This window comes from Streptomyces sp. NPDC048278 (assembly GCF_040652195.1).
Lineage (GTDB): Bacteria > Actinomycetota > Actinomycetes > Streptomycetales > Streptomycetaceae > Streptomyces.
Window position 1 is genome coordinate 676,519 of record NZ_JBEZLP010000001.1, and the last position, 22,150, is coordinate 698,668.

18 protein-coding genes and 4 pseudogenes are annotated in these 22,150 nt (G+C 70.4%); 11 read left to right on the forward strand and 11 right to left on the reverse strand.

Going from position 1 to position 22,150, the window contains the following annotated elements; translation table 11 throughout:
• Positions 1–92 precede the first annotated feature (92 nt).
• Positions 93–320, forward strand: a pseudogene (locus tag AB0D74_RS03090) (hypothetical protein); the annotation flags it as partial.
• Positions 321–597: 277 nt separating this feature from the next.
• Here the strand turns inward: AB0D74_RS03090 and AB0D74_RS03095 are convergent.
• From AB0D74_RS03095 to AB0D74_RS03125, 7 genes are all read right to left on the reverse strand, one after another.
• Positions 598–1,257, reverse strand: a complete 660-nt coding sequence (locus AB0D74_RS03095) for a hypothetical protein (RefSeq protein WP_362579869.1) — start codon at positions 1,255–1,257, stop codon at positions 598–600.
• Positions 1,258–1,288: 31 nt separating this feature from the next.
• On the reverse strand, positions 1,289–2,068 hold the full coding sequence (locus AB0D74_RS03100; protein ID WP_362579872.1) for a polymorphic toxin-type HINT domain-containing protein: 780 nt from the start codon (positions 2,066–2,068) through the stop codon (positions 1,289–1,291).
• The gene (locus tag AB0D74_RS03105) at positions 2,046–2,897 is read right to left on the reverse strand and encodes a hypothetical protein (protein WP_362579875.1); all 852 of its coding nucleotides are present in this window, start codon (positions 2,895–2,897) and stop codon (positions 2,046–2,048) included. Before AB0D74_RS03105 ends, AB0D74_RS03100 begins: the two co-directional genes overlap by 23 nt.
• A gap of 569 nt (positions 2,898–3,466) precedes the next feature.
• Positions 3,467–4,144, reverse strand: coding sequence for a response regulator transcription factor (locus AB0D74_RS03110; RefSeq protein ID WP_362579878.1), 678 nt, complete (start codon positions 4,142–4,144; stop codon positions 3,467–3,469).
• Complete coding sequence (locus AB0D74_RS03115; protein WP_362579881.1) at positions 4,128–5,354, reverse strand: histidine kinase; 1,227 nt, start codon at positions 5,352–5,354, stop codon at positions 4,128–4,130. The genes AB0D74_RS03110 and AB0D74_RS03115 overlap by 17 nt, the downstream gene beginning before the upstream one ends.
• Before the next feature lie 10 nt (positions 5,355–5,364).
• Positions 5,365–7,587, reverse strand: coding sequence for an MMPL family transporter (locus AB0D74_RS03120; protein WP_362580168.1), 2,223 nt, complete (start codon positions 7,585–7,587; stop codon positions 5,365–5,367).
• Between the two features lie 38 nt (positions 7,588–7,625).
• Positions 7,626–8,924 (reverse strand): serine hydrolase domain-containing protein, encoded by a 1,299-nt coding sequence (locus AB0D74_RS03125; RefSeq protein WP_362579884.1) that lies wholly within the window; start codon positions 8,922–8,924, stop codon positions 7,626–7,628.
• Positions 8,925–9,467: 543 nt separating this feature from the next.
• Between AB0D74_RS03125 and AB0D74_RS03130 the strand changes: the two are divergent.
• The 3 genes and pseudogenes from AB0D74_RS03130 to AB0D74_RS03140 all read left to right on the forward strand — a co-directional run bounded on the left by AB0D74_RS03130 (position 9,468) and on the right by AB0D74_RS03140 (position 11,326).
• Positions 9,468–10,304: pseudogene (locus tag AB0D74_RS03130) on the forward strand (IS5 family transposase).
• Positions 10,305–10,637: 333 nt separating this feature from the next.
• Positions 10,638–10,916, forward strand: a complete 279-nt coding sequence (locus AB0D74_RS03135) for a hypothetical protein (protein ID WP_362579887.1) — start codon at positions 10,638–10,640, stop codon at positions 10,914–10,916.
• Positions 10,917–11,170: 254 nt separating this feature from the next.
• Positions 11,171–11,326 carry a hypothetical protein gene (locus tag AB0D74_RS03140; protein WP_362579890.1) on the forward strand — a complete coding sequence of 52 codons (156 nt, stop codon included), beginning with the start codon at positions 11,171–11,173 and terminating at the stop codon, positions 11,324–11,326.
• Between the two features lie 113 nt (positions 11,327–11,439).
• Here the strand turns inward: AB0D74_RS03140 and AB0D74_RS03145 are convergent, their stop codons facing one another.
• Complete coding sequence (locus tag AB0D74_RS03145; RefSeq protein WP_362579893.1) at positions 11,440–12,255, reverse strand: SAM-dependent methyltransferase; 816 nt, start codon at positions 12,253–12,255, stop codon at positions 11,440–11,442.
• 178 nt (positions 12,256–12,433) lie between these two features.
• Here AB0D74_RS03145 and AB0D74_RS03150 point away from each other — a divergent pair.
• A pseudogene (locus AB0D74_RS03150) lies at positions 12,434–12,621 on the forward strand (MoxR family ATPase); the annotation flags it as partial.
• Positions 12,622–12,817: 196 nt separating this feature from the next.
• Here AB0D74_RS03150 and AB0D74_RS03155 read toward each other — a convergent pair.
• Both AB0D74_RS03155 and AB0D74_RS03160 read right to left on the reverse strand, forming a co-directional pair.
• Positions 12,818–13,471, reverse strand: coding sequence for a class I SAM-dependent methyltransferase (locus AB0D74_RS03155; RefSeq protein ID WP_362579896.1), 654 nt, complete (start codon positions 13,469–13,471; stop codon positions 12,818–12,820).
• 35 nt (positions 13,472–13,506) lie between these two features.
• A pseudogene (locus AB0D74_RS03160) lies at positions 13,507–14,762 on the reverse strand (IS256 family transposase).
• A 1,089-nt stretch (positions 14,763–15,851) separates the two neighbouring features.
• Here AB0D74_RS03160 and AB0D74_RS03165 point away from each other — a divergent pair.
• Positions 15,852–16,916: an ATP-dependent DNA ligase gene (locus AB0D74_RS03165; RefSeq protein WP_362579899.1), complete on the forward strand. Its 1,065-nt coding sequence runs from the start codon at positions 15,852–15,854 to the stop codon at positions 16,914–16,916.
• A gap of 106 nt (positions 16,917–17,022) precedes the next feature.
• The gene (locus AB0D74_RS03170; protein ID WP_362580170.1) at positions 17,023–18,012 is read left to right on the forward strand and encodes a DUF3048 domain-containing protein; all 990 of its coding nucleotides are present in this window, start codon (positions 17,023–17,025) and stop codon (positions 18,010–18,012) included.
• Here AB0D74_RS03170 and AB0D74_RS03175 read toward each other — a convergent pair.
• Complete coding sequence (locus tag AB0D74_RS03175) at positions 17,982–18,473, reverse strand: MarR family transcriptional regulator (protein WP_362579902.1); 492 nt, start codon at positions 18,471–18,473, stop codon at positions 17,982–17,984. The genes AB0D74_RS03170 and AB0D74_RS03175 overlap by 31 nt on opposite strands.
• A 184-nt stretch (positions 18,474–18,657) precedes the next feature.
• On the opposite strand from AB0D74_RS03175, the gene AB0D74_RS03180 reads away from it, so the two are divergent.
• The 4 genes from AB0D74_RS03180 (at position 18,658) to pcaH (ending at position 22,144) form a co-directional block, all read left to right on the forward strand.
• Positions 18,658–19,413: a CoA transferase subunit A gene (locus tag AB0D74_RS03180; protein WP_362579905.1), complete on the forward strand. Its 756-nt coding sequence runs from the start codon at positions 18,658–18,660 to the stop codon at positions 19,411–19,413.
• A complete protein-coding gene (locus AB0D74_RS03185) occupies positions 19,413–20,057 on the forward strand; it encodes a CoA transferase subunit B (RefSeq protein WP_362579908.1) in 645 nt (214 codons plus the stop codon). The genes AB0D74_RS03180 and AB0D74_RS03185 overlap by 1 nt, the downstream gene beginning before the upstream one ends.
• The gene (locus tag AB0D74_RS03190) at positions 20,054–21,256 is read left to right on the forward strand and encodes a thiolase family protein (protein ID WP_362579911.1); all 1,203 of its coding nucleotides are present in this window, start codon (positions 20,054–20,056) and stop codon (positions 21,254–21,256) included. Before AB0D74_RS03185 ends, AB0D74_RS03190 begins: the two co-directional genes overlap by 4 nt.
• 114 nt (positions 21,257–21,370) lie before the next feature.
• The gene (gene pcaH, locus AB0D74_RS03195) at positions 21,371–22,144 is read left to right on the forward strand and encodes a protocatechuate 3,4-dioxygenase subunit beta (protein WP_362579914.1); all 774 of its coding nucleotides are present in this window, start codon (positions 21,371–21,373) and stop codon (positions 22,142–22,144) included.
• Positions 22,145–22,150: the final 6 nt, after the last annotated feature.

The following is a 22,150-nucleotide window of genomic DNA, read 5'->3' on the forward strand; positions in this document are numbered from 1 at the left end:
ACCGGCTACCAGGCCCCGGGGTCGGTCCCTGGACAGGAACCGAGACCCTGCCGTCGTGTCTCCTCGTCCCGGCCACTTCGGCGGTCGGTGAAGCCGACTTCGACCCCATGGTCCGGCTCGGCTGGGTCCGCTCCCCGCAGTCCGAGGTCCGCTTCGGCACCAGCGGGGCCGGGGCCGTCGACGTCGCCCTCTACACCACGGCGTCCGTCGACGCAGTCATCCCCACCCACCCCGAGATCGACTGGGAGCAGCTGCGCGCGGTGGAGAAACGCCGGCGCTCCCCGCTCGCGGCACTGGCGAAGCAGGCCGCCGCGGCGTGACGCCGCCAGGCCCCGTTCGTTGAACAAGTCTGCGGAGCAAGGGACAAGCCTCCGGGGCCGGTTGGGCCCCGGAGGCTTCGTCGTACTGGCGCCCCGCCGTGGAGGGGCCGGCCTTTGCGGCGCGGGCCTGAGCGTTCGTTGCTGGGACGCCCAACACCTTCACTCCACCCTCTCCGGAGCACCGAGTGCCCTGGAGGAATGAGGTTTACGGGGATGTGGCGCACCCCTATCAAAAGACTCGCCGACGGTCACGGTTACGGGGGCTGCCGTTCGTGGGTCAACCCGAGCCCAGGTCGGCCCGCAGATGGGCGACCAGCCCGTCGGCCGACACGTCGACCCAGGTGGCCTCCGCCGAACCGGCCCGCATGACGTCGTATCGCCCCCCGTCCGATTCGGCGACGAGGACCTGCCGGCTGGCTCCGTCCAACGCGTCCGCCCTCAGCCGTACGGCCCCGTGCGAGACCGTCGGAAAGCAGTGCCGCAGCACCTCGTCCGCTTGCAGGCGACGCAGCAGGTCCCACTGTCTCTCGTAGAAGTCGGTCGACAGAAGGGCGGCCCACTGCGAACGGGCGGGTTCCCCGCGTTCGAGCGCCGTGCGGAACTCGTCGAGTTGCAGGAACTCGAAGCGCTGCCGGAGCTCGTCGAACGGCATGCCCTCCCGCCAGGCGGCGACCGCCTCGACGAGCGATCCGAGATCGTCCGTCGCGCCGATCGCCCAGGCGTGGTCCGGAATGCAGACACCCATCCGGAACAGCCGCTCATCCGCCGCCAGCCCGACCGACACGAAACCTCTCGCGGTCTCGGTCACCGCGCCGTCGGGGGTCGGGGACACCCGCCCGATGACGCTTCCGCGCAATGCCGCGACCTCTGTCATGGCAGCCACGAGGCCGCCCAGAGCCGCCACGTCCGGGTACAGGGTTTCCGGATGGGTTTCCATGTTCCGTTTCCTTTCCGTCTCCTCAGCCTCCTCAGCAGAAGCAGGACCCGATGACCGAGCCCTTCAGGGGGACGGCCATGTCCTCTCCCACCAGCGTCGACAGGTCCGGCATGGCTGTCGGAGCGTGTTCCTTCATCGCTCCTCCTGGACCGTTCGGAGAATAGAACTTGACCGTGTCCCAGGAACGCTGACCGTGAGCGAGTGATCTCGCGATCATGGACATCTCATAGTCCGTGGCGTGTCCAGCCTCACCAGCCCGCAGGCCACGCTGGGCGGCTGCCAGGAAGTCTCCCTGGCCCTCCAGCCCGGTCATGTTGACGTGCAGGGTCACGTTGGAGTCGGCGATCTCCTTCTGCGCCATCTGGGCGAAGTCCTGCGGGGCGGCGTCGGAGAGGGTCTTGAACTTGTTCGCGCGCGCCCACTCGTCGAGCTTGCCACCGTTCTGCCAGCCCAGGGCCAGATCGCAGTTGTGCACCAGGAGCGGGGACTGTCCGGCGAGGACGTAGTACGCGTGGATCCCCGTGATCGTCAGATCGTGCGTGCGCTGGCGCTTGTCGAAGTGGCGGTTGGCCGTGAGTTCGACGGTGTCGCCGGACGGGGTGCGCAGCTTCATGCCGGGTTCGAGGGCGCCGGCCTTGATCCAGGCGTGCTCGGACTCGACCCAGAAGGGGTGCGTGACCGTCGCGACCAGCATCTCCTCGGTGCCGGCTTCCCTCTTCACCGTGAGGTCGGAGAACTCCTTGTCGTCTTCGGTGACGATGGTCCCCGCGACCTCGCGGACGACCGTCTCACCGGTCTGCGGGTCGGTCACCGTGACCTTGTCGCCGAGTTCGACGTCCTCGATCGGTTTGGTCGAGCCGTCGGCCGGCAGGACCTTCGTACCGGGCAGGAAGCTGTCCCGCGTTCAGGCCGGTGTCGTGGTTGGTCTCCGACTTGCGGTTGCCGATGGCGTCGGTGGTGTACGACTTCCAGTACGGGGCGGGGCCGCCGAGCGTGCTCGTGCCCGGGGCTGCCTTGCAGGCGCTGGGGCCGGAGCCGTCGACGGGCGTGGTGGTGCCGAGCGTGCCGGAACCGGCCGCGTTCGCCGCCGTGGACTCCGGTGTCCACGCCTCGGACAACCGCTGCCGGCTGTCGTAGGCGAAGCACTGCACGTCCGGGGAGGCGCTGTTGGCCGAGTCGGCGATCGACAGGACGTTGCCGGCCTGGTCGTAGGAGTACGTCGACTGCTTGGCCGGTGCGGTCGCGCCGTAGACGTCCACGGTGGAACGGGGGAGGCGGTCGGTGCCGGTCTCGTAGTCGTAGGTCTGCCACACCTTCTTGCCGGAGCCGGTGTACAGCTCCAGCTGCTGCAGCCGGCTGGTCTTCGAGTAGACCGTGTTGGTGACGTAGGACGTCGTGCCCGTCAGGGTGGTCGGGCGCTGGAGCGCGTCGTACCCGTAGGTCAGGGCCTCGGCGGGCAGACTGCCGACGGCGGGCAGGCCCGTCGTCTGGACGGTGCCGTCCCGGTTGTACGTCGAGGTGAAGGTGTAGGTGCCGGCCAGCGAACCCTGTGACGCGGGCACCGAGTAGGCCGTCTTCAGCGGCTGGTAGAACTCGTCCATCGACTGGACGACCGACGCGAAGTACTCGGTCGGGGACATGTAACTGAGCTGGGCGTACGCCTGCCCGAGCCAGCCGGCCTTGTCGTACCGGGTCTCGGTCAGCCTCGTCCCGGTGCCGACGTCGCCCGTCCAGGTGCCGGTGACCCGGCCGAGCGCGTCGTAGGACGTGGACGACTTCTTGTTACGGCCGTCCCACTGGACGACGGGCTGGTCCAGCTCGTCGTACTCGGTGCGGGTCTCGCCGTGGTGGTGTGGAGCGGCCCTGGTGCATGGTGGTGATCCAGGCGCGGACCTCGTCGGCCATGGGGACAGACAGGGCTGCGATCTGGTGGTGCGCCCAGGTGATCACGGCGGGCAGGCGGTCGCCTTCGTGCAGGTCTGCCAGGGTCAGGACAGCAGTGACGTGGGACGGTGAGAAGCGCTGCGTGCTGGCCGTCATCAGGAAGTGATGTCGGCGGGGGTGAAGGACGGCGCCGGGGACCTGGAGCAGTCCGAGGGCGGCGTGCACGAGGGGACGGACCCGACCGCTTCGCACCGGGGTGAGGGGATTCCGGCGTGTGGTGGACTCGCAGAGGGCCGTGCGTCGGCCCCGGGGCTTGGGCGGGCGGTCAGTTCAGGGTGCGGCGGGCCAGCACGGCGGCCTGGGCGCGGCTGTGGCAGCCGGTTTTCGTCAGCATGCGGCTGACGTGGGTCTTCACCGTGTGCAGGCTGACCACGAGATGGCCGGCGATCTCGGCGTTGCTGAGCCCGTCCCCGACCAGGCGGAGAACGTCGCGCTCTCGCGGAGTGAGTTCGGCGAGCCGGGCCAGGTCTCCGTTGTCGGGTTGCTGCCTGGCGGCGGCGAGGTGGCTTGCGATGATGCGCTGGGTGACGGCGGGGCTCAACGCGCTGTGCCCGGCGGCGGTGGCCCGCACGGCGGCGGTCAGTTCCTCGTAGGAGCTGTTCTTCAGCAGGAAGCCGGTGGCGCCGGAGGCGAGCGCCTGGTCGACGTATTCGTCGAGGTCGAAGGTGGTCAACATGAGCGCCTGGGTGCGGCCGGGGCCGAGCAGGGCGCGTCGGCCGAGTTCGGCCAGTGCCCAGAGGCCGTCGCGGTGCGGCATGCGGATGTCCAGCATGATCACGTCGGGCTTGAACCGGCCGCACGCCTCGACGGCCTCCTCGCCGTCCTGGGCGGTGCCGGCGATGGTGATGCCTTCCTGGCTGCCCAGGATGGCGGCGAGGCCGTCGCGGATGATTCGCTCGTCGTCCACGACGACCACGGTGATCGGCTCAGACACCGGCGGCATCCAGCGGGATCATGCTCAGTGGCAGGGTGGCCAGCACCTGGAAGCCGCCGTCGTCGGTCGGGCCGGTGCGCAGTTCGCCGCCGAGCGCGTCGACCCGTTCGCGCATGCTGACCAGTCCGAGGCCGGTGCCCCAACTGGCCGCTACGGGCTCGGCGGGGCGGGAGTTGACCACTTCGCAGCGTAACCGCCCTGCGTCCTCGGCGATGTCGACCCGGACCCGGGCCCCCGGCGAGTGGCGGCGGGCGTTGGTGAGCGACTCCTGGACGATGCGGTAGACGGTGAGTTGCGTCGGCCGTGGCAGTGCGCCCGTGTCGGCCTCGATCCCGATCCGCCCGTCGACCTGGGCGCCGGCGGCCCGGCTGCGGTCCAGCAGTTCGGGCAGATCGCGCAGGCCCGGCATCGGGGCCAGCGGCGCCGCGTCCTCGGGGCCGCGCAACACCCGCAGCAGGTCGCGGAGTTCGCCGCCGGCCTGGCGGCCCGCGATGGCGAGTCCGTCGATCTGGGTACGCGCCCATGCCGGGAGTTCGCCGCCGCGAGCGCGCAGGGTTTCGGCCTGTACCACGAGCAGGGTGAGGGAATGGGCGACGACATCGTGCATCTCGCGGGCGATCCGCACCCGCTCCTGCTGCGCGGCCTGCTGTTCGCGCAACTGCTGTTCGCGCAGTACGTCCGCCATGCGCCGCTCGGCCGCCGCGAGGTTCGCACGGTGGGTGCGGGCGGCGAACCCGGTGGCCCAGGCCAGCGGCATCGGGGCCAGGACGGCGATCACATCCGAACTGCCCCGGTACTGCGCCGAGACGGCGGTCAGCTGGTTGATCCACACTCCGGCGGCGACCACCGCACCGCCGCCGCCGAGCACGACCAGCCAGGTGCGGGCCCAGTTGGTGCCGTAACTGCCCACGTTGTAGAGGGCGACGGCCAGCGACAGGAAGATCAGCGGGGACAGCTTCATGCCTGAGGCCGCACCCCCGACGAGCGCCGCCACCAGGGTGGCGAGGAGCACCAGGAACACCGTCACCGGCAGCTTGCGGCGCAGCGGCAGGGCTACCGCGGCCACCACCTCGGTGGCCAGCAGCAACCACCAGGCGCGAGCGGAGGGATCGGCGCTCGACTGCATCAACAACGGTGCGCACAGGGTCAGTAGGACCAGTCCGGCATCGGCACCCCGCGGGCGCCATCCCGCACGCCACCGGTTCGAGTGCTCCGTCACTCGACCGACCCTAGCGGGATTCAACGCGGTCATCGTCATTCCTAGGAGCTACATCGACGTTCACCGGGACGGTGCCGGACGGTTCCACCGTCGCGTCCGGCTCGCGGCGCAGAGGCCGCGGCGTCCACCAGTTCCACCTGCCGAGCAGGATCATCGCCGCGGGCAGGACCACGGCCCGGATGATCGTGGCGTCCAGCAGGATCGCTGCCGCGAGCCCGACGCCGAGCTGTTTTAGGTCCAGAGTGGTCAGCGTGCCGAAAATCGAGAACACGGCGACCATGACCACGGCGGCGCTGGTCACGGTGGAGGCCGAACCGGTGATGCCGCGCGCGACCGCCTCCCTGGTCGGCACCCCGGCGCGGACCGCCTCCCGGATCCGGCTCACCACGAAGACGTGGTAGTCCATCGAGAGCCCGAAGAGCACCACGAACAGGAACAGCGGCAGCCAGGTCACGATCCCGCCGTTGGACCGGAAGCCCAACAGGCTTTCGGCCCAGTGGTGTTGGAAGACCAGCGTGAGCAACCCGTAAGCGGCCCCCGCCGAAAGCGAGTTGAGCACGATCGCGGTGAGCGCGATGACCGGTGCCCGGAAGGTCCCGAGCAGTACGACGAAGGTGAGCACGAGGACGAAGCCGATCGTCCACGGCATCGCGCCGGACACGTCGGCGGTGAAGTCGGCGTTCGTCGCGATCGGTCCGCCGACCGCGTACCGTGCGCCCGGCAGCCCGGAAAGCGCCGACGGCACAAGCCGTTGCCGTAGTTCGTCGAGTGCCTTGGCGGCTCTGTCACTGCCGACCGGGTACGGCACACCGACGTCGAGCACGGACACCGTCCGGTCCGCCGAGGTCTGCCGCTGCGGCGGCTGGTCGTGGGCGAACAGCGGCTCGGCCCGGGTGCGCCGGCCGAGGTCGGTCAGCGCCTCGCGCACCTGGGCCGCGTCTTTCGCCGGCGTGCGGACCGCGATCCGCAACGACGAGCCGGTGCTCGGGAAGGCCCCGGTCAGCCGGTCGTAGCTCTGCATGATCGGGATCGAGCGGGGCAGGTCGGCGTCGTCGGTCAGCCGCAGCGTCATGCCCAGCGCCGGGGCGGCGAGCGCCAGCAGGCCGACGACGGCGACCACGAGGGTCGGCTTCGGGGCCCGCAGCGCGGGTCGCAGGACCGTCGGCCAGAACCGGCCCCCGCCCTCGTTGCGGGCCGTCAGCCGCCACACCAGCGGGACCCGCGGCCGGTCGAGCCGGCGGCCGAGCTTGGCCAGCAGCGCGGGCAGCACGGTGACCGAGCCGAGCACCGCGACGGTCACCACCAGGATCGAGCCGGTCGCCAGCGAGTGGAACGTCGCATCGTCCGCCAGGTACATGCCGGACATGGCGACCGCCACGGCGAGGCCCGAGACCACGACCGCGTGCCCGGAGGTGGCCGCCGCGATCTCGACCGCGTCGATGGTGCCGCGTCCTTTGGCCCGCTCCTCGCGCTCCCGCTTCAGATAGAACAGCGAGTAGTCGACCCCGACCGCCATCCCGACCAGCAGGACGACGCTGTTCAGCACATCGGTCGTCGGCACCAGGTGCGAGGCCAGCGCCGACAGCCCGATCGCCGCCCCCACCGAGGACAGCGCCAGCAGCACCGGAACCCCGGCGGCGATCACCGCGCCGAAGGCCACCAACAGGATCAGCAGGGTGACCGGGATGCTGATCAGCTCCGCCTGATGGAAGTCGCCCTTGATCCGGCCGTCGAGCGCCTCGTCCATCGAGGCGTCCCCGACCTCCTCGACGCGCAGCCCCGGGTACGCCTTCGCGGTGGCCGTCGTCGCCTCCAGCAGCGGCCGGACCCGCGACCCGGCGTCGCTGCGCGCACCCGTCATCTCGGCCCGGACCAGCAGCGCCGACCGGTTCGGCGCCACCACAGCCGACTCCACCTTCGCCACCCCCGGCAGGGCCCTCAGCCGGGCGGCCACATCGGCGGCGGCCCGCCGGGCGGCCGACGCGTCCAGCGCACCCGACCGGGCGCTGATCAGCACGTTCTCCACCGCCGGGTCATGGAACCGGCCGCTGTCCACGATCTCGACCGCCCGGCCCGACTCGCCCGGCGACATGGCCGAGTCGCTCGACTTCGTACCGGCCACCGCGCCCACCCCGACGCAGACCACGACGAACAGCACCCATCCGCAGATCGCCCGCCACGGGTGCGTCGCGCTCCATCTCGCGATCCGCACCGTCATCCCGCGTTCCACCATCGCCACGTCGCCTCCCCGGCTCACTGAGCGACCCGACGTCACTTGGACGCGGCCGGAAGGGACTTGCCGAGCATCGTGCAGACCGCGGCGTCGACCACCTTCTGGTCCGCGGCGCCCGACTTCTCGTCATGCAGCCCGAACAGCGTCGTGGTCACCACGGTGACCGAGCGCTTGCCCGTCGCGTCCGTGTAGTTCTGGCTCGCGTAACCGGGCACCCCGCCGGTGTGCCCCCAGACCGGTCCACACGGGCTGTCGTACTCCTCGATCCCGAGCCCGTACCGCGAGCTCTGCGGGTCCCCGGGCGTCTCCACCACGGTCGTCCTCATCTGCTTCAGCTGCGCGGGCCGCAGCAGTCCGCCGGACGCCAGCGCTCGCAGGAACCGCTGCTCGTCGGCCGGCGTCGACACGATCGCGCCGGCCGCCCACGCCCACGCGGGGCTGATCGACGTCACCAGCACATGCTCGCCCCGCGCCGGCCCGGCGAACGAGGTGCCCTCGGGCACGCCCGGCGGCAGCAGCGGCGCCAGGTGCTCGGCGTCCGGCTCATACGCGGCGGCCAGCCTGGCCCCGTCCCGCGAGGTGCCGTTGGCCGCCAGATAGGTGTCGCGCAGCCCGAGCGGCCCGATGATCCGCCGCTGCAGCAGAGTCGCCAGGCTCTGGCCGCTCGCCTTCTCCAACACCCGGCCCAGGGCTATGTAGTTGGTGTTGCTGTAGGAGTATTCGGCGCCCGGCTTGAACAGCGGCGGGTACTTCGCCGAGACCGCCAGCAGCGCCTCCGGCCGCACGGGGGACTGATCCGCGCCGATCACGCGGGCCAGGGCGCTCGGGTCGTTGATGTAGTCGTACAGCCCGCTGGTGTGGTTCAGCAGCATCTTCAGCGTGATGTTCCGGCCGTTCGGCACCAGGCCCGGCAGCCACTTGTCCACCGGGTCCTGCAGCGACAGCTTGTGCTCGGCGACCAGCTGCAGGACCAGCACCCCCACCATCGTCTTGGTGTTCGACCCCATCCTGAACTGGTCGTCCGCCGACAGCTTGTGGTCCCGCTTCGTCCACGTCGCCTGCTGCGCCAGCGAGATCGTCCGACCACTCCCGTCGTTCACCCGCACCACGACCCCGGGCGCCCCCGCGTCCAGATCCTGCCGCATCAGCGCGGCCAGCCGCTTGGCCGCGGTGGCATGGCCGACTCGCCCGGCGTCGGCGGCGTTCGCCGTGTTCAGCGCGGCGGCATCCCCCGGTGTGGCGCAGACCGCGAGCCCTGCCGTCGCGGCCAGGACCGAGGCCACCGCCATGCCGGCGCGGCGGGTGAGCAGATGCTTCGAGACGAGTCGACTTGCCATTGTTCCTCCTGGGTCGGTTTCCCCTGCGGCGTGTCCGCCGCCTGAGAACCATTCAGCCAGGATCTCGACACAAGATCGTCACTCGTTGTCGCGCGGTTGTCGCCCCGCCTATCCCTCCTCCGGAGGGGGCCCTCCGCCCCGGGAGTCACTCCAAGGAGCGACCCCACATGGGAAGTACCTGACCGCGGTGCGCCGACCCGGCAGGAGCCCGGCATGCCCCGGCGGCGGGCACGCCCACAGGTCCGGTCCCCGGTTCGCCTGTCCGGCCGAATCGCCCCGGGCCGTGACGGCCTCAACCGCACGAGCCGCAGGGGGCCGTCCCGCTGCGGGCAGCGGGACGGCCACGGACATTGCCGACTACGGCAGCCTGTTCCCACAGCCGTTCGATCTCCTCGTACTGGGCCGTGAGCCGTGAGACGGCGAAGGTCTTGAACACTGAGCCCGGCCAGCGCCTCGTCCCGCTTCGCGAGCCGTTCTTCGAGTTCGGCGACCTGAGCCTTGAGCCGTTCGAACCGAGCTTGTGCTTTATGGCCCGAGGTCGAAATGGGCCTCGCGCCAGGCCACTCACCTGGGTGTTCGCCGGACGCCGAGGCGGCCTTCGTCTGGGAGCGGGTTGCCCCGTTGCTGCCACCCGCTCCCGAACGACGCCACCGGCATCCTGGGCGGTTACGTGTTCCTGACCGGACAGCACTCGCCGGCGTCCTGTTCGTGCTGCGGACCGGTGTCGCCTGGCGGGACGTCCCGGCGGAGACCGTGGGCTGCTCCGGCGTGACGGCCTGGCGCAGGCTGCGGGACTGGACCGAGGCCGGCGTCCGGCACGCCTGCACGCCGCCCTGCTGACCGAGCTTCGCCGCGCCGACCTGCTGGACCTGGACGACTGCTCCGTGGACGGATCGCACGTCCGGCCCTCAAAGGGGGGACCCTGTTGGACCCTCACCCGTCGACCGCGCCCGCCCCGGCTCCAAACACCACCTGATCGTCGACCGACACGGAACTCCACTCGCCGTCACGCTCACCGGCGGCAACCGACACGACATCACCCAGCTCCTGCCCCTGCTCGACGCGGTCCCGCAGATTCGGGGAGTTCGGGGACGCCCCCGCCGCAAACCCCGGTGTCTGTACACCGACCGGGGCTACGACTTCGACAAGCACCGCCGCCTGCTGTGAAAGCGCGGCATCAAACCCGTGATCGCCCGACGGGGCGTCGACCACGGCTCCGGACTGGGCAAGGTCCGCCGGGTGGTTGAGCGCGCGTTCGCCTGGCTGCACCAGTTCAAAAGGCTCCGCACCCGCTACGAACGCCGCGCTGATCTCCACCAGGGGTTGCTCGACCTGTCCTGCAGCCTGATATGCCATCGCCGCCTTCGGACCTCATTCTGAAACGATCAGTTAAGCAACTGACAAGGCCGGAAGCGGGACAGGGGCGGCGGCGCCCAGGACGTGCCGCCGCCCTCTCACGCCCATGCCCCAACCCACGCCGCTCATCAAACCGGACACGAACACCGGGAGCCGGGCACACAGCCCGCCGGAAGCGATCACGGCTTCCTTGCCCTAGCGGGGATCATGGTGGTCGGCGCCCGGTGGTCGGGACGGTGCGGTCCAGCAGGGGCGGGATACATGGTGGTGGAAGCGGTCGTACGCGACAGTCTGGGCCGGATGACGGCCTCGGGCCGCGGCTGAGACGCTGTCAGCGCCGGGACCTACACTCTGCCCGTGATCTTCATCGCGGACGGCCAGTCCGTCTATCAACTGAGCCAGAGATTCGGGCAGTCCGACCTCGTCGTCTGGATCATCCTGGTCGTGATCTGGGTCAGGACAGCGGACTGGAGACAGCCGTCCGTGGCGCAGGGCGACGACCCGGGGCGCCTGCAGCAGATCGGCCGCAAGCGGTCGCGCTGGATGGCGCTGTGCCTTATGGCCGTTGCGGTTCTGTGGCCCGTTCTCGGCTTCCTCTTCCTCCTCGACTTCGGTTGCGACTTGGCCTCCTGCTAGCTCGCGCGAGCGCGTGCCCGCCGCCACGCGCTCCGAGCAAGCGCAGGGGTCGTGGCGTGCACCGGTCGGAAAGAAGTTCAGGTGGGGCCAGAGGAGTCGTTCAGAGCCAGCGCAGACTTGCGCGGCTTGCCCCCCTGCTCCCGCATACTCCCGGCCCTGTCGGAATCCTCACCCCACGACACCAGGGCTGAGCCCGCCCACCCTCCACTGCGCATGCGAGAGGCGCATGCCCGAACCCACAGAACAAACCCGCCGTGTCCACGATCACCCTGCTCGTCGCCGTCCTGCTCGGCCTGGCCTTCATCCTTGCAGATCTCGCCGAACTCGCCCCCTGGTTCCCTCGGACGACAGCCGAAGGCCCCAGGACAGGCCACGAGGTCTGCGACCGGCTGCTGGGTCAGACAACCTGAGCTCCCCCGCCCTGGCGGACGCGGCCGAGGAGGGTGTCGTGACAGGCAGTGCGGTCACCGCCGGGAACAGGCCTGGCGGTGAGTGTGTGTGAGCAGCGAGGTGCAGCGAACGATCACGGCTTCAGCGCCACGGCTCCCAGCTGGGGTACGACCGTGGGCTCTTCGCCGGGCTCCGGCCGCCACAGCGCGCAGGACACGAGCCCGGGCTCCAGGAACGTGAGCCCGCCGAAGTACCGGGCGACCTCGTCACTGCTGCGGGCGGTGACCGGCGGTGTGGCGTTGGCGTTCCAGAACGCCATCGCCTCAAGCTGGAGATCGCCGCCGAGTTCGGGCTCCGTGGTGGGATGGGTCAATACGAGGAAGCTGCCGGGAGACAGAGCCTCCACGAGCCGGCGTGCGATGGACCGCGCCTCGTCACCGTCGAGGACGAAGTTGAGGATACCGAGCAGCATGAGCGCGGTGGGCTTGGCCAAATCGAGTGTCCGTCCGGCGATGCGCAAAATGGTGTCCGGGTCGTGCACATCGGCGTCGATGTAGTCGGTGGCGCCTTCCGGAGCACTGGTCAGCAGGGCGCGGGCGTGCGCGAGCACGATGGGGTCGTTGTCGACGTACACGATCCGCGACTCGGGGGCTATCCGCTGGGCGATCTCGTGGGTGTTCTCCAAGGCCGGCAGGCCGGTGCCGATATCGAGGAACTGACGGATGCCGTGCTCCTCTGCCAGACAGCCCACAGCGCGGCCGAGGAACTCCCGGTCGGCGCGCGCGATGTCGCGGATGACGGGAATCATTCCGGCAACGTGGTCGCCCACCTGCTGGTCCACCTGGTAGTTGTCCTTGCCGCCCTGCCAGTAGTTCCACACGCGAGCGTTGTGCGCCGTTCCCGTGTCAAGTCGCTGCACTGCGGCGTCGGCACTCTGGTTCTCGCTCACGTCTTCCTCTCCTCGCACGCCCAAAGACCGCATGACATAAGGCACTTGCGGTCACGGCTGTACCACGGCACATCGGTGGGCGTCATTCTGCCGCACACCGCCTGCCCCCCTCGCGTTCCGCGATGTACGGGTGCGCCGGCTCGGGCTGCGCGAGACCCCGCACGGGCCGGAGGCGGTCCTGGTCGCCCGCGAACTGGGCCTGGGCCGCGTCCTGCACTGGGGGATCACCTCGCGCAGCACGCTGCGTTCCGGACTGTACGAGTACGACGCCATCGGCCGCGCCCAGGCCTCCCTCGGCCGGAGGGCGGCACCGGTCCACGGATCGGCGACCTCGTGCGGCTCGGCCCGCTGGGCACCGCCCTGCTTCGTGGTCTGTGGCTTCCCCTACGTGCACCCGCACACCGGGCCCCCCTCGTCCTCGTTCCTGCACCACCACCATCCCGGCGGGCGCGTTACGCACCAAGGCGATTAGGGTTGCTCTCCGCTGCCATTCCGCCACCAGATAGGGCCATCCACAGCCCGCCTGTGAGTAATAGTCAAGACCTGTGGATCTGAGCCGCGTTCATGGCGATGCGGGCTTGCGGGCGAGGATCTGGATCCCGGTTGACTCGTGACCGTTCATGGTGGGCACGGTGATGGTCCGGGTGTCGATGGTCTGGAACCCGGTGAGCAGGGTGGAGAACCACTCGCGAGGGTGGTGGCGACAGACCGCACCGTCGCCGGTTTCGAACACGCCGTAGCTGCCGTAGTGATCAGCATGGCGGCCGTAACGGTTGCGGTTGCGTTCGTCGTCTTGCAGCAGAAGATCGCTGACGTAGAGGATTCCGTCGGGCTTGAGGATGCGGTTCGCCTCGGCGATCAACCGGTGCTGGGCTTCGTCGCTGGGGACGCAGGTCAGCACGGCGAAGAGCAGAACGGCGTCGAAACCTGCGTCTGGACAGGGTGCGGCGGGCGGCGCGTCCAGGGCGGCAAAGCGCATGGTGGGGTGCAGGTGGCGTGCCCGGCTGATCATTCCCGGTGAGGCATCGACGCCCGTGAGGTTGCCGAAGCCGCGCTGTTCGAGCTCCTTCATGATGCGGCCGTAGCCACATCCGTAGTCAAGGATCGCGGCGTGCCTGCTGATCCCGTCGAGCCAGGGGAGATGGAGCGGGTGGGTGAACGTCTTCGTGGCCGCAGCGGCATCCCAGTAGGGAACCTGGCTGTCGAGGTCGGACAAGGCGGATACCTCCCTGGACGCTTGCCTGAAGCCGGTCATGCTGCCACGGCGGTTGGGCGTTCGACGAGCTGGCCGCGTTCGAAGCGGGCTCCGGCACGGATGAGGGCAACGAGATGGGGTGAGTTCACGGCCCGCCACCGCTGCTGGGCGGACTCGACGAGCTTGAAGACCATGGCCAGGGCGGCGGTGCGGGAGCCGGCCCCGCGGGTGACCTTGGTCCGCAGCCGGACGGTGGAGAACGTGGACTCGATCGGATTCGTGGTCCGCAAGTGGATCCAGTGCTCGACCGGAAAGTCGAAGAACGCCAGCAGCTCCTTCTGATCGTCGGTGATCTTCTTGACCGCTTTGGGGAACTTCGCGCCGTAGAGCTGGGCGAACATCTCGACCGCCTTGATGGCGTGGTCGCGGTCCTCGGCGTTGTAGATGTCCTGGATCGCCTTCTTCGCGCCGGGCTGCGCGGACTTCGGCATGGCGTCGAGCACATTTGCGGTTTTGTGAACCCAGCACCTTTGCTCGCGGGTGTCGGGAAACACCTCGGCCAGCGCCTTCCAGAAGCCCAGCGCGCCGTCGCCGACCGCGAGGACGGGGGCGCGCATGCCCCGGCGGGCGCAGTCGCGCAACAGGTCGGCCCAGGACTCACCGGACTCGCGGTAGCCGTCCTTGAGCGCCACCAGCTCCTTGGAACCATCGGAGCGAACCCCGATGAGCACCAGGACGCACGCCTTGGCCTTCTCCAGACGGACGTTGAGGTGGATGCCGTCGGCCCACACGTACACGTAGTCGACCCCCGCGAGGTCGCGGTCCATGAACGCGGCGTGGTCGGCCTGCCACTGCGTCGTCAGCCGCGTGATCGTGGCCGGGACAGCCCGGCCGAACTGCCCAGGAACTGCTCCAGGGCGGGCGCGAAGTCGCCGGAGGACAGGCCGTGCAGGTAGAGCAGTGGCAGCACCTCGCTGATCTTCGGCGACTTGCGGCACCATGGCGGCAGGATCGCCGAGGAGAACCGCTTGCGCTCGCCCGTCGCCTCATCGACGCGCTTATCGTTCACCCGCGGAACCTTCACCTCGACCACGCCGGCCGCGGTGGTGACTTTCCTGGGCTGGTGGTAGCCGTTACGGACCACGAACCGCCGACCGTTCTCGTCGCGCTGGTCGGCCAACTCGGCTATGTAGGCGTTGACTTCGGCCTCCAGCGCAGCGGCCAGCATCCTTCTTGCGCCTTCCCGAACGATCTCGTCGATCAGCGACGACCCGTCGTGCGTGGCGCCGTCCTCGCTGACTACGGTGAGCACGGACGTACCTTCCCGGCCGGTGCTGCGAACACCGGTCTTGCTCGGTGACCTATCGATCAATCACCCGGGAAGGTACGTCCTCACCGGGCCGATCCACAGGTTCTGAGCATGGCTCCCCGCCTGTCCAGCGCCCCAGAAGAGTGTTCACGTCACTGAGTCGAACGAGAGGCCAAAAGCGCTGCCTGTCCGCATCAAGATTTTTTCGGTGAGACCCGCGGCATCAGCCGGACGCTGAGGCCACCGGCTCCCTTACCGGCAGGCGTTCCACTCCTTTAGAGCGGCCAGATCAGGAAGACTTCACCCGTGCGGGTCCCCGATGTGCGCAATGCCCAGGACCGGCTACACAGGTGAGGCCCGATCCGCAGGCTGATTACTTCCTCCGGCATCCAGGGACGGGGCGGACGAGGAAGTCGAGCACGCGGTCGGCCCGGGCTTCGAAAGCAGCAGGCATTGCGGGTCAGGCCGACGTACTGCACGCAGGTGCCATCCCCGCCCAGGTCGCGAGGGCCTCCTACTCTTACCAGTGGCGGTGACGCTGACGATGTCACGCAGTCGTGTCACTGCCTCCCCGACAGCCCAGCTGTTGAAGTCGGCAGGGTGGAGAGCCCGTTCGGCAAGCCTTCGGTGCTGGGCTCCTCCAGGTCCTGGCCCTCCTGCAGGGAGCCGTGCACGCCAGCGCGCGCGAGAGCACAGGCGTCGGCGTGGGCGTGAGCAACTGGCTCCGCTCCGACGCGCCGGCGCGGGGTTCCTCGGTGGTCGGCGTCGAACCTCCTGCCGCGGCAACGCCCTGCGCTCCCCGGTGACGCCAGCGGGATCGCTTCGAGGATGGCTACGAGCACGTCGCGCAACGGCTCTTGCGCGGGCTCGGAGCTGGTGTTCGCAGTAGCGTTCACGGCGGGTCCGACTCCTTGCGCAGAAGGGCTGGATCAAGGCTCGGAGCCGGTGTGAACGACCGGCTCCGAGCCGTCTGCCGTCTCACGGATCTCTCGCACACTCCGTGCGAAGAAGTGGACCGCGGGCCGCTGACCTGGACAGATTGGACTCAGCGGAATCCCGTGGACCCTGAAAGCCGGCCGGTAAACTTGGAGCATGGATCTGCCGGTGATGCCACCCGTGAAGCCGATGCTCGCCAAGTCGGTGGCGGCGATCCCGCCGGACATGCAGTACGAGGCGAAGTGGGACGGCTTCCGGGCCATCGTGTTCCGGGACGGCGCCGAGGTGGAGCTCGGCAGCCGTACGGGGAAGCCGTTGACCAGGTACTTCCCCGAGCTGGTGGCGGCGCTGCGGGAGCGGGTGCCCGAGCGGTGCGTGCTGGACGGGGAGATCGTGATCGCGCGGGAGGGCCGGCTGGACTTCGACGCGCTGACCGAGCGGATCCATCCGGCGGACTCCAGGGTGCGCACACTGGCGGAGCGGACCCCCGCCTCCTTCGTCGCCTTCGACCTGCTGGCGCTGCACGACGAGTCGCTCCTCGACGTCCCGCTGACCGACCGGCGTGCCCTGCTCACCCGGGCCCTGGCCGACGCGACCCCGCCGGTGCACCTGGCGCCGGCCACGACCGATGTCGAGGTGGCCCGGCGGTGGTTCGAGCAGTACGAGGGGGCCGGCCTCGACGGGGTCGTCGCCAAGCCGCTCACCCTGCTCTACCGCCAGGACGAGCGGGCCATGTTCAAGGTCAAGCACGAGCGGACGGCCGACGTCGTGGTGGCCGGCTACCGCTTCCACAAGAGCGGCCCCGTGGTGGGCTCACTGCTGCTGGGCCTCTACGACGACCGGGGCGCCCTCCAGCACGTGGGCGTGTCGGCCGCGTTCCCGATGAAGCGGCGGGCCGAGCTGGTCGAGGAGCTGGAGCCGCTGCGCATGGACGACGCATCCGGGCACCCGTGGGCGGCGTGGGCGGAGGAGGCGGCCCACGAGTCGGCCCGGCTGCCCGGCGCGCCGAGCCGCTGGTCGGGCAAGAAGGACCTGTCCTGGGTGCCGTTGCGGCCGGAGCGGGTGGCCGAGGTGGCGTACGACCACATGGAGAACGGGGCCCGCTTCCGGCACACGGCCCGGTTCCGCCGCTGGCGCCCGGACCGCGCGCCGGAGAGCTGTACCTACGCCCAGCTGGAGGAGCCGGTGCGCTACGACCTCACGGAGATCCTGGGGTCCTGACCGTCCCCGATCTGGTTCGACCGGGTATGGCCCCCGATGACTTGTTGAGCACACAATCAAGCAAGAGCGTGAACGGGGTGGGCCGAACCGGGGGGCCGCGGTGGACATGCGACACGAGGCGCCGACGCGCCGGACCGTACTGACGGCGGCACTGGCGGCGGTCGCGGCGACGGCTTCCCTCACGGGCTGCACCCGGCACGCCACGACGGACGACGGCCGCACGCCAGGGGCCACCCCGACGCCGAGCGAGGGCACCCCGGCCCCGAGCGGGGAGCAGGCCACCGGATCCGTGCTGGCCGTGAAGATCGACAACGTGGCCGGGGCCCGCCCCCAGACCGGGCTGGAGTCGGCGGACGTGGTGTACGCGGAGCAGGTGGAGGGCGGGCTCAGCCGGCTGATGGCGGTGTACGCCACCCGGCTCCCCGAGGTCGTCGGCCCGGTCCGCAGCGCCCGCGAGTCCGACCTGGAGCTGCTGCGCCAGTTCGACCGGCCGACCCTCGCCTTCTCCGGCGCCCAGCGGAGACTGCTCCCGCTGATCGGCCGGGCGCCCCTGCGGCCGGAGTCGCCCGCGGAGGCGTCCGGCGCCTACTACCGGGGCAGCGGCCGGCCGGCCCCGCACAACCTGTACCTCCGTCCGGCCGAGGTGATGCCGGACGGGGCCCCGGGCAGGGCGGCGCTCACCACCGGCTTCCGCTACGGCCCGGCCCCGGCCGGCGGCACGGCCACCGCCTCCCGCACGGTGCGGTACCCGGCGGCCCGCTTCACCTTCACCTGGTCCGCGAGCCGGAGCCGCTGGCTGGTGTCGATGGACGGCACCCCGGCGAGGACGACGGCCGGCGACCGGCTGGCACCGGCGACGGTCGTGGTGCAGCACGTGCGGGTCCGGGCGTCGGCGTACCACGACGTACTCGGCAACAACACGCCGTTCACCGAGACGGTGGGTTCGGGGAAGGCGGAGGTGCTGCGGGACGGGCGGTCGTTCGAGGCCACCTGGTCGCGCCCGGAGGCCGGTGCGGGGACGGCGTTCACGGGCGCGGACGGCGGCCCGGTGAACCTCGCCGACGGTCAGGTGTGGGTGGTGTTCGCGAAGGCCTGACCCTGCGGCGCGGCCGGCTCGGCCGGGTTGCGCAGGTCCTCCGCCGCGTCCGAGACCCGGCGGATCAGGTCGAAGAACAGGGTCTGCTCCGCGGCCGAGAGCGGGGCCAGGAAGACCTGGTTCATCCGGGCGGTGCGCACGCCGAGCTTGCGGTGGGTGCGCAGGCCGTCGTCGGTGAGGCGCAGCAGGAAGCGGCGGCCGTCCTGCGGGTCGCGCACCTTGTCGAGGAGCCCGCGCCTGCCCAGCCGGCTGATCACCTCGGCGATGGTCGACCGGTCCAGGCCCACCCGCTCCCCCACGGTCCGCTGGTCCAGGCCCGGCTCGGCGACGAGCGCGTTCAGTACGGCGAACTGCGGCGAGGTGATCTCCTCCGAGACCATCGTGTTCCACAGCAGGTAGTGGGCCTGCTGGAGCCGCCGGGCCAGGTGCCCGGGGTGGGTGGTGAGATCCACCGCGGCCATATGCACTCCCATGGTCCGAATTCGTTGGTGCACTGAACGATAGCGGCAGACACGGAAGCTGTCTCTACACCCGTCTGCCATCGCACCAGCTCTTGACGGGTGGCGGCGCCAGTGGCAGCGTGGCAGCTATCTCGCTGAAATACTCAGTGCCCTGATTAATTCGCTGAGAGATGAGGCTGCACGGATGGACAAGGTGGTCGCCACGGCCGCGGAGGCGGTGGCCGATGTGCCGGAGGGCGCGTCGCTGGCGGTGGGCGGGTTCGGGCTGAGCGGTGTCCCGAGCGTGCTGATCGAGGCGTTGTACCGGCGGGGGGTGGGTGGCCTGGCGGTGGTCTCGAACAACTGCGGGGCGATGGACACGGGTCTTGCCGTGCTGCTCACCGCCGGGCGGATCACCCGGGTGACCGGTTCCTACATCGGCGGCAACAAGGAGTTCGCGCGCCAGTACCTGGCGGGTGAGCTGGAGCTGGAGCTGATCCCGCAGGGCACCCTGGCCGAGCGGCTGCGGGCGGGCGGTGCCGGGATCCCGGCGTTCTACACCCCGGCGGGGGTGGGCACGCAGGTCGCGGACGGCGGACTGCCGTGGCGTTACGACGGCTCCGGCGGGGTCGCCCTGGCGTCGCCCCCGAAGGAGGTGCGGGAGTTCGACGGCACCGAGTACGTCCTGGAGCGGGGCATCCGCACCGACTTCGCGCTGGTGCGGGCGGCCAAGGGCGACCGGCACGGGAACCTGGTGTTCAACAAGTCCACGCGGAACTTCAACCCGCTGGCGGCGATGGCCGGGAAGGTCACGGTCGCCGAGGTGGAGGAGCTGGTGGAGCCCGGGGAGATCGACCCGGACGCGGTGCACCTGCCGGGGATCTTCGTGCAGCGGGTGGTGGCCCTCACCCCCGAGCAGGCGGCGGACAAGAAGATCGAGCAGCGGACGGTGAGCAGCTGATGGCCTGGACGCGCCAGGAGATGGCCGCGCGGGCGGCGCGCGAGCTGGAGGACGGGCAGTACGTGAACCTCGGGATCGGGCTGCCGACGCTCATCCCGAACCACCTGCCCGAGGGGGTGGAGGTGATCCTGGAGTCGGAGAACGGCATCCTGGGGACCGGCCCCTACCCCACCGAGGACCAGGTCGACCCCGACCTGATCAACGCCGGGAAGGAGACGGTGACGGTCCTGCCCGGGGCCTCCTTCTTCGACTCGGCGCTGTCGTTCTCGATGATCCGCGGCGGGCACATCGACGTCGCCGTGCTGGGCGCGATGCAGGTCTCCGCGGGCGGGGACCTGGCCAACTGGGCCGTCCCGGGGAAGCTGGTGACCGGTATCGGCGGGGCGATGGACCTCGTGCACGGCGCCCGCAGGGTGATCGTGGTGATGACGCACACCGCGAAGGACGGCTCGGCGAAGATCCTGACCGAGTGCGCGCTGCCGCTGACCGGCAAGGCGTGCGTGGACCGGATCATCACCGACCTGGGCGTGCTCGACGTGACCGAGGACGGCCTGGCGCTGGTCGAGACCGCACCCGGGGGGGACGTCGAGGAGATCATCGCCAAGACCGACGCGAAGCTCACTGTCCCGGAGGGCCTGCTGTGAACACGGTGTACATCGTCGACGCGGTCCGCACGCCGATCGGCCGCTACAACGGCGGGCTGGCGGGCGTGCGCCCGGACGACCTGGCCGCCCACGCGATCCGCGAGCTCCTCGCCCGCACCCCGGCTCTGGACCCGGCCCGGATCGAGGACGTCTACTTCGGCAACGCCAACGGTGCGGGCGAGGAGAACCGCAACGTCGGCCGGATGGCCGCCCTCCTCGCCGGCCTGCCGACGTCCGTGCCGGGCGTGACGGTCAACCGCCTGTGCGCCTCCGGGCTGGAAGCGGTGATCCAGGCCGCCCGCGCCATCGCGGCCGGGGACGCCTCCATCGCCGTGGCCGGTGGCGTCGAGTCGATGACCCGGGCGCCGTACGTGCTGCCCAAGAGCGACCGGCCGTTCCCCGCCGGACACGCCGAGCTGTACTCGACGACCCTCGGCTGGCGGATGGTCAACCCGAAGATGCCGCCGCAGTGGACCATCCCGCTGGGCGAGTCGGCGGAACGTATCGCCGACAAGCACAAGATCAGCCGCGAACAGCAGGACGAGTTCGCCCTCGCCTCCCACCGGAAGGCGGCAGCCGCGCAGGAACAGGGCCTGTTCGAGGCCGAGTCGGCGCCGGTGTCGATTCCGCAGCGCAAGGGTGAGCCGGTCGTGTTCGACGCGGACGAATGCGTACGGCCCGATGCCTCCCTGGCCGCCATGGCCAAGCTCAAGCCGTCCTTCCGTACGGAGGGGGGCACGGTGACCGCGGCGAACGCGTCGCCGCTGAACGACGGTGCGGCGGCGTTGCTGCTGACCGACGAGGAGGGGCTGCGGTCGCTCGGGCGGGAGCCGCTGGCCCGGGTCTCCGCGACCGGGGGCCACGCGCTGGACCCCGACTACTTCGGGCTGGCGCCCGTGGAAGCCGTCAACCGCGCGCTGGCCAAGGCGGGCAGGACCTTCGGCGACCTCGACGTCCTCGAACTCAACGAGGCGTTCGCGGCGCAGGTGCTGGGGTGTGTCGCCGAGTGGCCCGAGTTCGATCCGGCGATTCTCAATCCGCAGGGTGGGGCGATCGCGTTGGGGCATCCGCTGGGTGCGTCGGGGGCGCGGCTGGCCGGGACGGTCGCGCACCAGCTCGCCCGGCGCGGCTCCGGGGTCGGTGTGGCCACCCTTTGCATCGGCGTCGGGCAAGGGCTCGCGCTTGTTCTTGAGCGGTAGACAGGCCGTGCGCACCTGCCGGTGCGTTGTGGCTGGTCGCGCAGTTCCTCCCCCAGCCTTCGGCCGGGGGGACCCCCAGCGCCCCTTACGGGGCGCTCACACCGAGGACTTCTTATGACACTCACCCAGGCCGACATCGACCTCGAAATCGCCGCCGAACACGCCGACTACGAGAAACGTGTGGCGGAAGGTGCCCCCGTCGAGCACCACCCCCGGCGGGAATACGCCCCCTACCGGTCCTCCGTGCTGCGGCATCCGAAGCAGCCGCTGGTGGCCATCGACACGGCCCGGGATCCGGAGCTGGTGGAGCTGCACTCGCCCGCGTTCGGGGAGCGGGACATCACCGGGATAGACAATGACCTGACCCGGCAGCACAGCGGGGAGCCCGTCGGGGAGCGGATCACCGTGTCCGGGCGGCTGCTGGACCGGGACGGCCGGCCGGTCCGGGGCCAGTTGATCGAGATCTGGCAGGCCAACTCGGCGGGCCGCTACGCGCACCAGCGGGAGCAGCACGACGCCCCCCTGGACCCGAACTTCACGGGGGTCGGCCGTACGATCACCGACGCCGACGGCGGCTACCACTTCACCACGATCCAGCCCGGCCCCTACCCCTGGCGCAACCACCTCAACGCGTGGCGCCCGGCCCACATCCACTTCTCGATGTTCGGTACGGCGTTCACGCAGCGGCTGGTGACGCAGATGTACTTCCCGAGCGACCCGCTGTTCCCGTACGACCCGATCATCCAGTCGGTGACGGACGACTCGGCCCGCGGGCGCCTGGTCGCGACCTACGACCACAGCCTGTCCGTGCCGGAGTTCTCGATGGGCTACCACTGGGACATCGTGCTGGACGGCCCGACCGCCACCTGGATCGAAGAAGGACGCTGACCCGCC

What these genes read in the sequence shown, in the direction of transcription:
- AB0D74_RS03095 (WP_362579869.1), bottom strand. Translation starts at nt 1,257, where the DNA reads ATGGAAACCCATCCGGAAACCCTGTACCCGGACGTGGCGGCTCTGGGC.
- AB0D74_RS03105 (WP_362579875.1), bottom strand. Translation starts at nt 2,897, where the DNA reads ATGTCCCCGACCGAGTACTTCGCGTCGGTCGTCCAGTCGATGGACGAG.
- AB0D74_RS03110 (WP_362579878.1), bottom strand. Translation starts at nt 4,144, where the DNA reads ATGCCGCCGGTGTCTGAGCCGATCACCGTGGTCGTCGTGGACGACGAG.
- AB0D74_RS03120 (WP_362580168.1), bottom strand. Translation starts at nt 7,587, where the DNA reads ATGGTGGAACGCGGGATGACGGTGCGGATCGCGAGATGGAGCGCGACG.
- AB0D74_RS03125 (WP_362579884.1), bottom strand. Translation starts at nt 8,924, where the DNA reads ATGGCAAGTCGACTCGTCTCGAAGCATCTGCTCACCCGCCGCGCCGGC.
- AB0D74_RS03165 (WP_362579899.1), top strand. Translation starts at nt 15,852, where the DNA reads ATGGATCTGCCGGTGATGCCACCCGTGAAGCCGATGCTCGCCAAGTCG.
- AB0D74_RS03170 (WP_362580170.1), top strand. Translation starts at nt 17,023, where the DNA reads ATGCGACACGAGGCGCCGACGCGCCGGACCGTACTGACGGCGGCACTG.
- AB0D74_RS03175 (WP_362579902.1), bottom strand. Translation starts at nt 18,473, where the DNA reads ATGGCCGCGGTGGATCTCACCACCCACCCCGGGCACCTGGCCCGGCGG.
- AB0D74_RS03180 (WP_362579905.1), top strand. Translation starts at nt 18,658, where the DNA reads ATGGACAAGGTGGTCGCCACGGCCGCGGAGGCGGTGGCCGATGTGCCG.
- AB0D74_RS03185 (WP_362579908.1), top strand. Translation starts at nt 19,413, where the DNA reads ATGGCCTGGACGCGCCAGGAGATGGCCGCGCGGGCGGCGCGCGAGCTG.
- pcaH (WP_362579914.1), top strand. Translation starts at nt 21,371, where the DNA reads ATGACACTCACCCAGGCCGACATCGACCTCGAAATCGCCGCCGAACAC.